The 13666-nt window shown below is 32.6% G+C and carries 15 protein-coding genes; 13 read left to right on the forward strand and 2 right to left on the reverse strand.

The window, feature by feature from the left end:
- The first annotated feature begins 8 nt into the window (after nt 1–8).
- From LCF45_RS12125 to LCF45_RS12135, 3 genes are all read left to right on the forward strand, one after another.
- Nucleotides 9–770 carry an ABC transporter ATP-binding protein gene (locus LCF45_RS12125; protein WP_078206840.1) on the forward strand — a complete coding sequence of 254 codons (762 nt, stop codon included), beginning with the start codon at nt 9–11 and terminating at the stop codon, nt 768–770.
- Nucleotides 771–875: 105 nt separating this feature from the next.
- Complete coding sequence (locus LCF45_RS12130) at nt 876–1586, forward strand: class I SAM-dependent methyltransferase (protein WP_002127421.1); 711 nt, start codon at nt 876–878, stop codon at nt 1584–1586.
- A 118-nt stretch (nt 1587–1704) separates the two neighbouring features.
- Nucleotides 1705–2118: a VOC family protein gene (locus LCF45_RS12135; protein ID WP_002012925.1), complete on the forward strand. Its 414-nt coding sequence runs from the start codon at nt 1705–1707 to the stop codon at nt 2116–2118.
- A gap of 176 nt (nt 2119–2294) precedes the next feature.
- Here the strand turns inward: LCF45_RS12135 and LCF45_RS12140 are convergent, their stop codons facing one another.
- On the reverse strand, nt 2295–2927 hold the full coding sequence (locus LCF45_RS12140; protein WP_002017047.1) for a type 1 glutamine amidotransferase family protein: 633 nt from the start codon (nt 2925–2927) through the stop codon (nt 2295–2297).
- Nucleotides 2928–3200: 273 nt separating this feature from the next.
- Between LCF45_RS12140 and LCF45_RS12145 the strand changes: the two genes are divergently transcribed.
- The 5 genes from LCF45_RS12145 (at nt 3201) to spoIISB (ending at nt 6137) form a co-directional block, all read left to right on the forward strand.
- Nucleotides 3201–3677 carry a MarR family winged helix-turn-helix transcriptional regulator gene (locus tag LCF45_RS12145; protein ID WP_002017049.1) on the forward strand — a complete coding sequence of 159 codons (477 nt, stop codon included), beginning with the start codon at nt 3201–3203 and terminating at the stop codon, nt 3675–3677.
- 153 nt (nt 3678–3830) lie between these two features.
- Nucleotides 3831–4568: a 2,3-diphosphoglycerate-dependent phosphoglycerate mutase gene (gpmA, locus tag LCF45_RS12150; RefSeq protein WP_002032137.1), complete on the forward strand. Its 738-nt coding sequence runs from the start codon at nt 3831–3833 to the stop codon at nt 4566–4568.
- 338 nt (nt 4569–4906) lie between these two features.
- Nucleotides 4907–5647 carry a type II toxin-antitoxin system SpoIISA family toxin gene (locus LCF45_RS12155; protein ID WP_002017051.1) on the forward strand — a complete coding sequence of 247 codons (741 nt, stop codon included), beginning with the start codon at nt 4907–4909 and terminating at the stop codon, nt 5645–5647.
- Between the two features lie 112 nt (nt 5648–5759).
- Entirely contained in the window at nt 5760–5885 is a 126-nt protein-coding gene (locus LCF45_RS12160; RefSeq protein WP_000588712.1) for a hypothetical protein, read from the forward strand.
- A gap of 75 nt (nt 5886–5960) precedes the next feature.
- Nucleotides 5961–6137, forward strand: a complete 177-nt coding sequence (gene spoIISB / locus LCF45_RS12165; protein WP_003189253.1) for a stage II sporulation protein SB — start codon at nt 5961–5963, stop codon at nt 6135–6137.
- Between the two features lie 20 nt (nt 6138–6157).
- Here the strand turns inward: spoIISB and LCF45_RS12170 are convergent, their stop codons facing one another.
- Nucleotides 6158–6547 (reverse strand): YxeA family protein, encoded by a 390-nt coding sequence (locus tag LCF45_RS12170; RefSeq protein WP_078206839.1) that lies wholly within the window; start codon nt 6545–6547, stop codon nt 6158–6160.
- A 251-nt stretch (nt 6548–6798) separates the two neighbouring features.
- Here LCF45_RS12170 and LCF45_RS12175 point away from each other — a divergent pair, with 251 nt between their 5' ends.
- The 5 genes from LCF45_RS12175 to LCF45_RS12195 all read left to right on the forward strand — a co-directional run bounded on the left by LCF45_RS12175 (nt 6799) and on the right by LCF45_RS12195 (nt 13492).
- The gene (locus LCF45_RS12175) at nt 6799–8268 is read left to right on the forward strand and encodes an aminoacyl-histidine dipeptidase (RefSeq protein ID WP_016126945.1); all 1470 of its coding nucleotides are present in this window, start codon (nt 6799–6801) and stop codon (nt 8266–8268) included.
- A gap of 359 nt (nt 8269–8627) precedes the next feature.
- Complete coding sequence (locus tag LCF45_RS12180; RefSeq protein ID WP_002069316.1) at nt 8628–8777, forward strand: hypothetical protein; 150 nt, start codon at nt 8628–8630, stop codon at nt 8775–8777.
- Between the two features lie 713 nt (nt 8778–9490).
- A complete protein-coding gene (locus tag LCF45_RS12185; RefSeq protein WP_003189261.1) occupies nt 9491–10150 on the forward strand; it encodes a CatB-related O-acetyltransferase in 660 nt (219 codons plus the stop codon).
- Nucleotides 10151–10866: 716 nt separating this feature from the next.
- Nucleotides 10867–11628 carry an ABC transporter ATP-binding protein gene (locus tag LCF45_RS12190; RefSeq protein WP_002136341.1) on the forward strand — a complete coding sequence of 254 codons (762 nt, stop codon included), beginning with the start codon at nt 10867–10869 and terminating at the stop codon, nt 11626–11628.
- A gap of 16 nt (nt 11629–11644) precedes the next feature.
- Nucleotides 11645–13492: an FtsX-like permease family protein gene (locus LCF45_RS12195; protein WP_263894852.1), complete on the forward strand. Its 1848-nt coding sequence runs from the start codon at nt 11645–11647 to the stop codon at nt 13490–13492.
- Nucleotides 13493–13666: the final 174 nt, after the last annotated feature.

Genomic DNA, 13666 nt, shown 5'->3' on the forward strand with positions numbered 1-13666 from the left:
TGTGTAATTTGAAAAAAATTTTAGAAGTAAAACAATTAAATAAAAAATACGCAATGGATGGAAATAAAACTTGCCATATGTTAAAAAATATAAATTTAGAGATTTATGAGGGAGAGTTTATATCGGTCATGGGACCTTCTGGTTCAGGGAAATCGACGTTACTATATAATATTAGTGGAATGGATCAAATGTCATCAGGAAGTGTGAAAGTTGATAGTAAAGAAATAACATGTATGAAAGAAGAAGTGTTAGCAAAATTACGACTCAGCGAAATGGGATTTATTTTTCAACAGAGCAATCTTCTTAGAAATTTGAATCTTTTTGATAATATAGTTTTGCCTGCGTATTTAGCAAAAGTTGAGAGCAGGAAAATAATAAATAAACGTGCACTTGAATTGATGAAGAAAACGGGAATTAGTCAAATTGCAACTAATAATATAACTGAAGCATCAGGAGGAGAATTGCAAAGGGTATCTATTTGTAGAGCACTCATAAATAAACCTAATATTATTTTTGCTGACGAACCAACGGGTGCTTTGAATTTAAAAGCGACAGAAGAAGTAATGGATATTTTAGCAAATATAAACCGTATAGGAACTACAATTTTGCTAGTTACTCATGACGTAAAGGTAGCAGCTAAAACAGAAAGAGTTCTTTTTATGGTGGACGGAGAAATTGTTAGCGAAATACAGATGGGTAAGTATAGAAACGATGATTTGAAGGTGCGAGAAGAGCAGTTGTTAAAATGGTTAACTGTACTTGGATTTTAAAGAGATAATATTTTTGACTCCTATTGAATATAGGAGTTTTTCTTTGTTTGAAAGTTTAAAAAGAGATATAATAATTTTCTGACTATTGATTATGGAGGGGTATAAATGAAAAGTGAAACGTTACACACTCAAGAAGATATATTAAAAATGCTTGATTCATTATTAAGACCCGCAGTACCATTTTGGAATGAATTTTACACGAATAGAGAAAAGGATGTTCCTTTTTTTGCAAATGTTCCAGATGAGAATTTAGTTTCATATATACAAACAGAATGGATTTCAAAAGAGAAAGTGTTAGAGCTTGGATGTGGTCCAGGAAGAAATGCAATTTATTTAGCGAAACAAGGGTTTGATGTAACAGCCGTAGATTTGTCTATAGAAGGAATTAATTGGGCCAAAGAGAGGGCGTTAGAAAACGGAATAGAAATACAATTTGTTTGTGAATCGATTTTTAATTTGGATTTTCAAGATGAATATGATTTTGTATATGATTCCGGTTGCTTGCATCACATTCCACCACATAGAAGAATGAATTATGTTGATTTAGTTAAAAACTCATTAAAATCGGGTGGTTATTTCGGATTAACATGTTTTGCAGCAGGTGATTTGAATGAGCGAAATGGATCGGAAATAACGGACTGGGATGTGTATAGAGGATGGAGTTTACAAGGTGGTCTTGCATATTCAGAAGAAAAGTTAAGAGAGATATTTAAAGAATTTGAAGTAATTGAAATTAGAAAAATGAAGCAAATTGAACAACCAAATAATATGTTTGGAGAATCATTTCTTTGGACAGCATTATTTAAGAAGAAATAAAACATAGATAATTGACAAACTCATCGTTTTTATAGACAATACACTTATGAGAATGTACGTTCGGTTTTATTATCCGATGTATGTTTTGCATAAATACATAACAAGGGGATGTCTCTAAATGGGTAACACAAATCAAAAAATCACTACGTTTTTAATGTTCGAGGGCAAAGCTGAGGAAGCGATGAATTTTTACACATCGCTATTTAATCAATCAGAAATTGTAAGTATCTCTCGTTATGATGAGAATGGACCAGGTAAAGAGGGAACTGTAATTCATGCAACTTTTACGCTAAATGGACAAGAGTTCATGTGTATTGATAGTTATGTAAAGCATGATTTTACATTCACCCCAGCTATGTCTCTTTATGTAACTTGTGATACGGAAGAGGAAATCGAAACCGTTTTTAATAAACTAGCACAAGATGGAAAAGTTCTTATGCCTTTAGGTTCATATCCGTTTAGTAAAAAGTTTGGCTGGTTAAATGATAAGTATGGTGTGTCTTGGCAGTTAACTCTTGCTGGAGATGAATAATTAAAATAATATGGTGATATTAATGTTATAAAAAATAAAAGGGATGATACAAGATAAATATGTATCATCCCTTTTATTTTTTGTTTTACAACCGTCATCGGTTGTATTTATAACGACTTTAGGGGTGCTTTTTAAGTTTTTTATATAATATAAAACTGCTAATTTAATTTTTCAGCTTATCTAGTAATTGAATTCATTAACTGGAAGAAGTATTCAGGCTTATAAGTTTTATTTAGGTTATACCATGAATGTAACGTATCTGGTGCAAATACATCAATTTTTTTCAATACTTCCATTGCAAATTCCAGAGGAGCTACTCCTGATGCAGTAATCAAATTTTCATCACATACTGCAGGTTCCATCTTATAAAGTTGTTCTCCTTTATAATTAGGACAAACCATTTTAATATATTCTAAATCATTGCTTGTATGTTTTCTAGAATCTAGGTATCCAAAATTCGCTAACCCCTCAGTTGCACCACAAATGGCAGCAACAATAGTGCCGAGTTTTAACGCTTCACCAATTTTTTTTAAGATAGGGTGATGAATGCTTTCCCCCCAAGTAGTCCCTCCAGGTAAAACTAAAAGATCGTTACTCTCAAGAGTACATTCATCCAGGGAAATATCTGGCTTTATGCTCAGTCCTCCCATCGTAGTAATAATTTCATTATTAGCTCCTACTGTAACTACCTTTAAAGGGGCTAACTCTTTTTTGAAATATCTTCCTGAGTTTAGTTCTGCAATTAAATGTCCATATTCCCAGTCTGACATCGTATTAAATACATAAAGATAAACTTTTTTTGTTTGCATACAATAACACTCCAATCACAATTGAGTTTTTCAAAAAAATATTAATAAATAAATTTTACAATATTTATCATTTGAATTTAACCTATTTCCTTAAGAATTCTTTAAAAAATAATTTGGATACTTTATTTGAAGGTATGGTTTACGAATTAAACAACCTTCAAAAATATAATAGTTGAAATTTGTTGGTTTTAGAATGAAGAAATTAGGCTCAATATACCAATTTAATTATTCATAATTGAGTTGTGGTATAATTTACATACAGGGGGAAAGTAGATGACACAACATAAAGAAGAGCAAATGAATGAGGCATTAGCATTATTTTACTTTGCATATAAAACTTTTACAGAAAAACCAGATGAAATAATAAAAGAGTATAGTATACAGCGTGTACATCATAGAATTCTGTTTTTTATCGCTCGTTTTCCAGGGCTTAGTGTAAATGAGCTGCTATCACTTTTAGAAATAAGTAAACAAGCTCTTCACGGACCGTTGCGCCAACTGTTAGATAAAGGACTTATTGAGAGTAATGAAGCTGCACATGATCGTCGTGTGAAACAGCTGTCTTTAACAGAAGAAGGAACAGACTTAGAGAAAAAACTGAGCGATGTTCAAAGAGAACAAATGGGAGCTATTTTCTCACAGTTTGGCGAATCATGTGAAGAAAATTGGCATCAAGTTATGAATGAAATGGCAAATAGCCGTTCAGGATTTGATGCATGGACGTCTAAGCGTGAAATACCAGTAGAATAAAAGATAGAAACAGTATCTTGTTTTGTAGTTTGAAAAATCATAAATTTTTATCTGTATATTTGGCAACTATGGATAAAAAATTCACATTGCCAAAAACTTTATATGTGTACGTATTGAAATTTTAAAATTCATATTTCCGAGAGGGGAATTATAATGATAAAACTTGTACTCATTCGTCACGGACAAAGTTTGTGGAATCTTGAAAATCGATTTACAGGATGGACAGATGTGGATTTATCAAAGAATGGATTAAGTGAAGCGAGAGAAGCAGGAACAATATTAAAAAAGAATGGATATACATTTGATGTTGCGTATACCTCGGTACTAAAACGAGCAATTCGTACATTATGGATTGTACTGCATGAAATGGATCTCACTTGGGTCCCTATACATAACTCATGGAAGTTGAATGAACGCCATTATGGTGCACTACAAGGATTGAATAAAGACGAAACGGCAAAAAAATATGGAGATGAACAAGTTCATATTTGGAGAAGAAGTATAGATGTGAGACCGCCTGCACTTACTGAAGATGATCCTCGATATGAGGCGAACAATCCAAGATATAAAACGTTAAAAAAAGATGAATTCCCATTGACTGAATGTTTAGAGGATACGGAGAAAAGAGTAGTTGATTATTGGCATTCAGAAATTGCACCGTCATTAAAAAGTGGTGAGAAAGTAATTATTTCATCGCACGGTAATACAATTCGTTCGCTAGTGAAATACTTAGACAATCTTTCAAGTGATGGTGTGGTTTCATTAAATATTCCAACTAGCATTCCGCTTGTTTATGAGTTAGATGAAAAATTACGTCCGATTCGTCATTATTACTTAAGTATGGATGGAGAAGTACCTGAAGGGGAAATTCCGAAACATATTTCTTTTTAACATGAAAATTTGAAACACATGCTTGTCTACATATACAATGTAGATTCATGATAAAGTGAAACTTTAATCAGTGGAGGGTGTTCATCCCGCACTGATTATTAGCCTTCACCAATCGGGCTTTTATGGGCAGTTGATCCCTCACCTAACGTCTTTGCTTTCGCTGAATTTTGAGGTGGGGGGTCTTACTGCCCGTTAATGCAGGATAAAAGACGTGGCCTGCTTCTAATGTATATGCGATGGTGCTAACTTTAGAAGGTTGTCCACGTCTTTTGTCATAAAGAGAGCTGTTTGTGCATGTAATGGTATCGTGAGTAGTTTTGGAATGGAGGGTGATGTGATTGACGATCTCTAACATTCGAATTGGCTTATTTATTTTAGCAATCGTCTTTATTGTTCTTGTTTTCTTTTATTGGAGAAATGAAGAGTTGTACGAGGAGAAGAAACAACGAATTCGAAAAACGTGGTACGGTTTGTTCATAACATCAGTCACAGTTTATTTCATGATAAAAGGAATAGATTTAACCCTCTGGAAAAATCTTTTAATGTTTACTGCGATGGTAATTTTCGTTGATATTGCATTCATTTTGACACCAAATATTTCAGAAATATGGGGCGCAAAATTCAGCGATATTGGAAAGACGGTCCAATCAATTAAAAGGTCATTAATTGCTTCAAAAGCAAGAGGAGAAATATATACGACAATTATTCAAAATGTGAATCCAACAGCCTTTGGGACAATGGAATGGCATACGGAAGAGGAATATACAAAAAGCTTAAACACATTTTTAGATTCATATGGGGAAAAGATTGGTGCGAAAATTGTTGTATTTGAAGCGGTGAAGGAATTAAATACAAACTTTCGTGGTATCCGCTCTCAATTTAGTATTATTGTTCCATTAGAACACATCGAGCAATTGAATGAGCAGAAAGCGGTGCAAGTAGAAAATGTCGGAATTATACCAGCAAAAATAGTTAGTGATGTTTTCATTGTTATTGATGGGAAGAAAAATAACCTTCAAGATCGAGATTTTGAAAATGTATATAATTTAACAATTCATCATAGTTATTTTAGTAAATAAGGACAGAATCTTTTTCTGTCCTTTTCATCTATACATAAAGGGAGAACAAATTCAGACAAGCTTGTATAAAATTGGACAATCATTCCTACACTAGCACGTAGAGGTGATTGTAGTGATAAAAGATTATGACAATGATTTTTTTAAAGAAGATAATGAAGATACAACAGACTTCTCTTTAATAAAAGGAGATACTTTGCAGCAAGTAGAAGAGTTAGAAGAAGAATTAAAAAGAAAATGATACGTGTACACTCTGTCTGCATTTGCTATATAATATAAATAAAAGGTTGTATCTTTTTGAAAAGGGGGAGAAGAGATGGCAGAAGTAAATGCTCAAAAATCTTCGTTTTTTAAAACTAAAAAAGAAGAATCAAATACAGATTTCTCTCTTGTGAAAGGTGCATTAACAGAAAATATAAATCGTTTAGAAAAACTTATGGATAGTAATAGTTCGAAATATGCTCGAGTGAAAAAAATACAGGAAAATGCATAAGAGCATTTTCCTGTATTTTTTTATTTTGCATTAAACTTTTCTTTTACTTTTAAAGGTAAATCCGCTTTTTGAATTTCTTCATAGGATTTTACTTCAATCGATGATATTTCATTTTTATCTTTATTTTCTTGGTCTACATAAATGCACAAAAATGCCTTTTCATTTAATTTTTGATCGTTTGATTGTTTTTTACTTCTAAATGTAATTTGTTTTCTTACTCCATCTTCATCATATGCCGGCAATGTGTAGTTCCGTAAGTTTCTACCTTCTATCTTTTCAATAAACCCTTCACCTTTTATCTGTACGTAATATACATCCTTACCGATTCTATTTAGAGAAGCTCTTTCGCACCCGATAGTTAAGTTGCGAAATAATAAACTTAGTGTAATAACAGATAAAAATTTTTTCATTTTCATTATCTCCTTTAAATTATGTATTTAAAGTATGCGGTTATTTTTTAAATAGAAAAATCGATTTTGATTACAGCACTCTTACAATCTTGTAAGAGTATAGCTTATTTACACTAAATTAAAAAATATGAGGATGGAATGAATAAGTTATAATGAATTTTTGAAATCTTAAAATAAAAGTAAAATAATGAATCATGGTATAATAATAAAGGACGTACATATTATTTTGTCAATTGGAGAGGAGGTTAAAAATGTATTCTACTTTAGAACAATTAACAAAGCACCCTGTATTTTATCATTTTGCAGAAATTTCAAAGATTCCTAGAGGATCAGGTAATGAAAAAGAAATTAGTGATTACTTAGTGAGTTTCGCAAAGGAACGTAATTTAGAAGTTATTCAAGACGAAGCGTTAAATGTTATTATAAAAAAAGAAGCTACTTCTGGTTATGAGAATGTTCCAGCTATTATCATTCAGGGGCACTCTGATATGGTGTGTGAAAAAAACCAAGCGACAGTTCATGATTTTGAGAAAGATCCAATTGAATTAAGAATTATTGGAGATATGTTATATGCAAACGAAACTACTTTAGGTGCTGATAATGGTATTGCCGTTGCATATGCATTAGCATTATTAGATTCAACAGACATCCCGCATCCAGCTTTAGAAGTTGTTATTACAACTGAAGAAGAAACGACAATGGGCGGTGCATTCGCTGTTGATTCAAATCATTTTGATGGAAAAATATTTATTAATATTGATTCTGAAGAAGATCATAAATTACTAGTGAGTAGCGCAGGTGGTGCGAAAGCAGTTGAAACGATTTCAGTGATTTGGGATGAAGCGTCAGTAGATATGGACACATACCGACTATATGTTGGGGGACTTAAAGGTGGACATTCTGGTTTGGAAATTGATAAACAACGCGGTAATGCGAATAAAGTATTAGGACGAGTTTTACGTGATTTATCACTTCACATTCAGTTTAATATGAGTGAAGTTCATGGCGGCTTAAAAACAAATGCAATTCCGCGTGAAAGTGTAGCTACAATTTTATTACGTGCAGAAGATGTACAGCAAGTAGAAGAAAAACTAAAATCATGGACACGTATGTTACAAGAAGAGCTACGTGCTGTTGATCCGGATGTTCATGTTTCACTTACAAAAGTAGAAGAAAAGGCGGGAAAAGTTTTTTCTAAAGAAACACAAAAACAGCTTATTTCTTCATTATTCTTAATTCCAAATGGTATACAAAGTATGAGCATGGATATTAAAGGTCTTGTAGAAAGCTCAACTAATTTAGGAGTTATTCAAACACTGCAAGATGAGATTAAATTACGAAGCGAAGTGAGAAGTTCTGTAAGTAGCTTAAAACAACATATTGTAGAGGAAATTAAGTATATTGCGGAATTAGTAGGGGCAACATTTGAAAAAGAGTCTGAATATCCAGAGTGGCCATATAATCCTAATTCGCCTATCCGTAATTTATTCGAAAAAGTGCACCAAGAAAAATACAGCAAAGATGCTGAAATCTTCGCAGTACATGCAGGAATTGAGTGCAGTGTATTTGTTCAAAAAATGCCTGAGTTAGATGCTATTTCATTCGGTCCAGATATCTTTAATGTTCACACTCCAGATGAACATATTAGTATTTCTTCTGTTGTGAATAACTGGGGATTTTTCGTTGATGTAATGCAGGGAACGAAAGAATTAGCTAAGTAATAAAAGACGGAATAAAAAGCAGCCTAAATTTATAGGTTGCTTTTTTGTATAGAATTTTATGTGAAGCAAAATAATGGCCAAGAAATTTACCTATTGTTGATTTAAAATAAAGTTTGATAAAAAGATCTATTTTGCAGAGTATCTTTTTCTTCAACAATCGGGTCATTTAATTGAATAAGACTACACAAAAAGTCGTTTTCCCTTACCTAAGGAAAGCGACTTTTTAGATTGATTTCCCCCTTGTTATCAAGCTTTTTACTTTAAGTTCCTTTGACTAATAAGGTTTACTTAAGTAAAATAAGGTATATTATATTTGTTGAATAGATTCTCTTTAAAGATAAGAAAAGTAGGTGAACAAAGTGGGGAAATATCAATTGGATTACAAAGGTCAGGCAGCTGTGGCAAAGTTTCATGAAAAACAGACGCCTGCCAAATTTGATAAAAAGCAGCAACTTGAAAAATTGCGTGCGGAGTATTTGAAAAAGAAGCAAAAACAAACAGATAAATAATATGTTAAGTTTTTCTGGATTTTCTGTATATAGTGCAAACTAACACAAGAAAATAGGGAAGTTATTCATCGTTCAAATATATACAGGCTATTTTTTCAAACCTCTTACTTAATGAACTAACGTATGCGTTAGTTCATTAAGAATAACTAAAAAGTCGATTCCTTGAGATGGAAATCGGCTTTTTAAATAAGTGACATTTCCTTAGCGTTGTAAATCCGCATTTTCCTGACGCTACCCCAAGAAGTAATTGAGGATAATGTATCTACCACAGTCGGGCGCTTTAATTGAGTAAGGTTCACAAAATCATCAAACTTTTTTCTATTCGCTCTTTTATCAAGGTTTATTAAGTTAATTTAATCAAACTTTATTCAAAAGCTACACCTATGTAAAAGTTCTGCTGTAATATTATATCCTCTTGATAAGGAGAAAGTATTACTACACAAGTGTCATGTGAATTTCATGTACCGTAATTTAAATAAAAAAATAAAAAGTTTCAAAAAAAATATAAAATGGTTTTCTTGTCCGCATTCTCGGATTTATTATAACTTGGTTAATTTGACTTGTGTAATTTATTACGTTATGATTTTTCATTATAACTGAAAGGCTTGAAGATAATGATTCGTCGTTTGAAAAAGTTTAAAAATGTCGCTGTCGTATTAAGCTTCTAAGTAAATTGCAAAAATCTACAATACTTAGAAGCGAGGAATATAGTTATGAAGCATCCATTATTTAATCATTGGTCTGAAACAAAGTATTTAAAAGATATAGTAACAAATCCACTCATTGAAGTAGGAGAGTACTCCTATTATTCAGGGTATTATGGAAATCAAAATTTTGAAGATGGTTGTGTAAGGTATTTATGGGGCGATGCTAAGTCCCAAGCACTTTTCAATCCAATTGAACAGATGGGTTGGCATCTTGATAAACTTATTATTGGAAATTATGTTTGTATTGCAAGTGGCGTTATCATTTTAATGGGTGGTAATCATAATCATCACTCAGAATGGATTACAGTGTATCCATTCGCTGAGCAAATCGGACAATCTTATGAACCAAAGGGTGATACAGTCATTAAAAGTGATGCCTGGATTGGTATGAATGCTATAATAATGCCTGGCGTTACAATCGGTGAAGGTGCAATTGTTGCGGCAGGATCTGTCGTATGTAAAGATGTTCCGCCATATACAATAGTGGGCGGTAATCCTGCTAAGGAAATAAAAAAACGGTTCACTGATACAGAAATTAATATGCTAATGGAAATGCGTTGGTTTGATTGGGATAGAGAATTGATTAAGAAGGCAATTCCTCTTTTATCTAGTCCAGCCATTGAACCATTATTTGATTTTTATAAAAATGAAGTAAAAAATAAATAAATCAGCTAGAAAAACTACATTCAATATAGGATGTAGTTTTTTTATTATTTGTACTAGAAACAATTATGAAATAATCTCCCCATTATGGTTTAGTTTTTATAAATTATCTTAAGAAAAATTAAGAAATATAACCAGTAGTTCTTAATATGTTTTATTTATAATTCAAATGATTGCACAAAATTGTTTCTTCATTTTCCCTTCAAGGTGTTCCATCGCGAATTACTCGCCCGGAGGTAGAAAAGGTAGTTTATATGTTAGAAGTTTCAGCGATACTCTAAAAGTATCCACCTGAAGTATCTAGTGGGCAGCAACATGTATACTTGTGCATGAGCCGGCCATTATACAGTTTATAAAATCTGCAGCAATGATTCTTTTTTTGAGATAGCGAAAATGGATTTTTTTATGCAATTCATTTTGTTTTCTTAACAAAACACCTAGTGCTTTCTTATCTTAACGGGGAACAAATTTATTACTTAGATGGTCTATTACGTGTATTCCTAAAAATGGATGTCCAAATTGAATACAATATATCCCGTTTGATATCTATTTTTATGTATTGCAAAAATATGAAAGGACTTATTATTTTGAAAAATAAAAGGATATATATTGGTGGGGTACAAGTTTAATACTTTTACAGATGAGGCATTGCAAGTGGAAACGAAAAAGAAACAACTCAAACAGTAGCTTATCAATCATACAAACGTAGGAGGATATATATGATAAAACCAGTTGTAGACGTAAAAAACATTCAAAAAGTGTACGGTAAAAAAGGTGAGAATCAATCACACGCATTAAAAGGTGTTTCATTCTCGATTCAAGAGGGGGAGTTTGTAGGAATTATGGGGCCATCTGGTTCTGGCAAAACAACATTATTAAATGTAATTTCGACTCTTGATAAAGCGACGGGTGGCGTTATTGAAATTGCAGGAACGGATATTACGAAAATGAAGCAAGGTGAGCTTTCTGATTTCCGTTCGCAAAAGTTAGGATTCATTTTCCAAGACTTTAATTTATTAGAGAATTTATCTATTTACGAAAACATTGCACTTCCATTATCCCTTCAAGGTGTCCCATCACGAAAAATTGGGCCGAAAGTAGAAAAGGTAGCTGATATGTTAGGGATTGTAACAATACTTCAAAAGTACCCATCTGAAGTATCTGGTGGACAGAAACAGCGTTCAGCAGCAGCACGTGCGTTAGTGCATGAGCCTGCAATTATTTTAGGGGACGAGCCAACAGGAGCTCTTGATTCTAAAAATGCAACTAGTTTACTTAATGCGATGACAAATTTAAATAAAGAACAAGGCGTATCGATTATGATGGTTACGCATGATCCATACAGTGCAAGTTACTGTCAGCGTATTTTATTCATTCAAGATGGTGAGTTATATAAAGAAATTTACCGTGGTGGTAAACGTGAAGAGTTTTATAAAGAAATTTTAGACGTGCTTGCAGATTTAGGCACACAAAAAGCGTAAGAAAGGAGGTTTGGGTATGTTATTTAAACTTTCCATGTCAGGGTTGAAAAGTAAATTGCAAGATTATATTGTATTACTTATTGGTCTTATTGTATCTATTTCTACTTTCTATATGTTTCAAACGCTATCACTAAATAAGGTGTTCCTTGAATCTAATGCAAACATTGGTCCTATTGTATTAATATTCCAAATAGGTTCCTCTTTATTAGCGATTGTAACATTTTTTTACATTATGTATGCAAACTCTTTCTTATTATCTCTTCGCCAAAAAGAGTTTGGTATGTATATGATGTTAGGAGCAAAAAAGTATAAAGTTACATTACTGATGTTCCTTGAAACAATTATATTAGGTGCGGCGTCACTTGTGATTGGGATTACAAGTGGTGTAGGACTTGCAGAAGGTATCGGACAGTTATTAATGAAACAATTGGAGTTGACTGGAGAAGGTTACCAAGCTTTGTACATTCCATCAATGGTCGTTACTTGCATCTTCTTCTTTGCATTATTTGTACTATCAGCAAGTATGAATAGTATTAAATTGTCACGTATTTCTATATTACAACTTGTACATGCAGGTGCACAAACAGAGCGTGGCGCGGTAAAAGGAAAAATGACAGTTGTAGTTGCATTACTTGGTCTGATTTTGTTAGGTATTGGTTATGCATCATTGCTCTATATACCACAGGCAAAAAATCTAGGAACCGTTCCTACATTAATGGCTCTTGGATTAATCGCAGCAACTGTTAGTACTTACATGTTGTTTGGATCACTTCTCCCAGTTATGATAAAAAAAATAAAAAGTAATAAAAAGCGTAGTGAAAAAGGGCTTAATGCTTTTACCTTTACTCAATTAAACTTCCGCATTAATGGCTTAACAAATGTGCTTGCGACGGTAGCAATCTTAGTAGCCCTTGGAGCAGGTGGAATTGCGTGTGGTATGGCATTTAAAAACGACGTTTTAAAGCAGACTGATAAAGGAACAATTTACGATTCGGTAGTTCATAATCCAACAGCAGAAGAAAAGAACATTTTGAGTAGTATTTTATTTCAAGAGAAACTTGAATATCGTTACAAAGTAGATGATAAGTATGTTTATTATATAAAAGAAGAGCTAGAGAACAATCATCCTTTAGTAAAAGATAGAAAAAATGAGAAGTTAATGAAAGTTTCAGAAGAGATTCCCATGGATGCATTTGCATTGTCAAGACAATGGGGTAAAGAGGATGCAAAATCAAAACAATGGAGCGACGCTTTCGAAACAATTCAGCCAAATTATATATATCCTAATCATAAAATAAAAATTGTAGATCAAAACATATACGATAGTATGAAAGGTAAAGAAAGTACTGTGTTTATTGGGAAAACAGATGATTTTGAAGCATATTTAAATGAATGGAAAAAACTTGATGAATTACAGGTAGTTAAGTATAAAAATGTGAAATCTGAAGAGCTGTATAGTAAGTATCAACAATATATTGCAAATCAAGGTTTTTCCAGCGGACTAATGTTTATGGGGTTCTTCGTTGGAATTGCGTTTTTAGCAATGATGGCAAGTTGCTTAATGTTTAAAATTCTATCTGGTGCATCTAAAGATAGTATACGTTACCAAATGCTTCGTAAAATTGGTGTTCGCCAGGAATTATTAACACAATCGATTTATAAGGAGTTATCCTTCGTATTCTTAGTCCCAGCAATTATCGGGATTGTTCACATATTAGTTGGTATGAATATGTTTGGCCCTCTTTTAATCGATCCGTATTTTCGTATTTGGTTACCAATTGTTATTTTCATAGTGATTTACTCGATTTACTACTGGATTACAGTTCAATTGTATAAAAGAATTGTACTTCCGAAAGAAGGTTAATGTAATAATGTTATGTATACTAAGTATCATCATAATTGGCCCCCGTTATGATGAAGTGAAAAAATATCATGTAAGCAAAATAGAAAGTGGATTTGAGATACAAATATGCAGCAATGAGCGGCAGAAAGTGTTAGAAAAAAAGTAAATACAAGTAGGGGGCGCATTTCATGTATA

This window comes from Bacillus sp. 41-22 (assembly GCF_025809295.1).
GTDB classification, from domain to species: domain Bacteria; phylum Bacillota; class Bacilli; order Bacillales; family Bacillaceae_G; genus Bacillus_A; species Bacillus_A mycoides.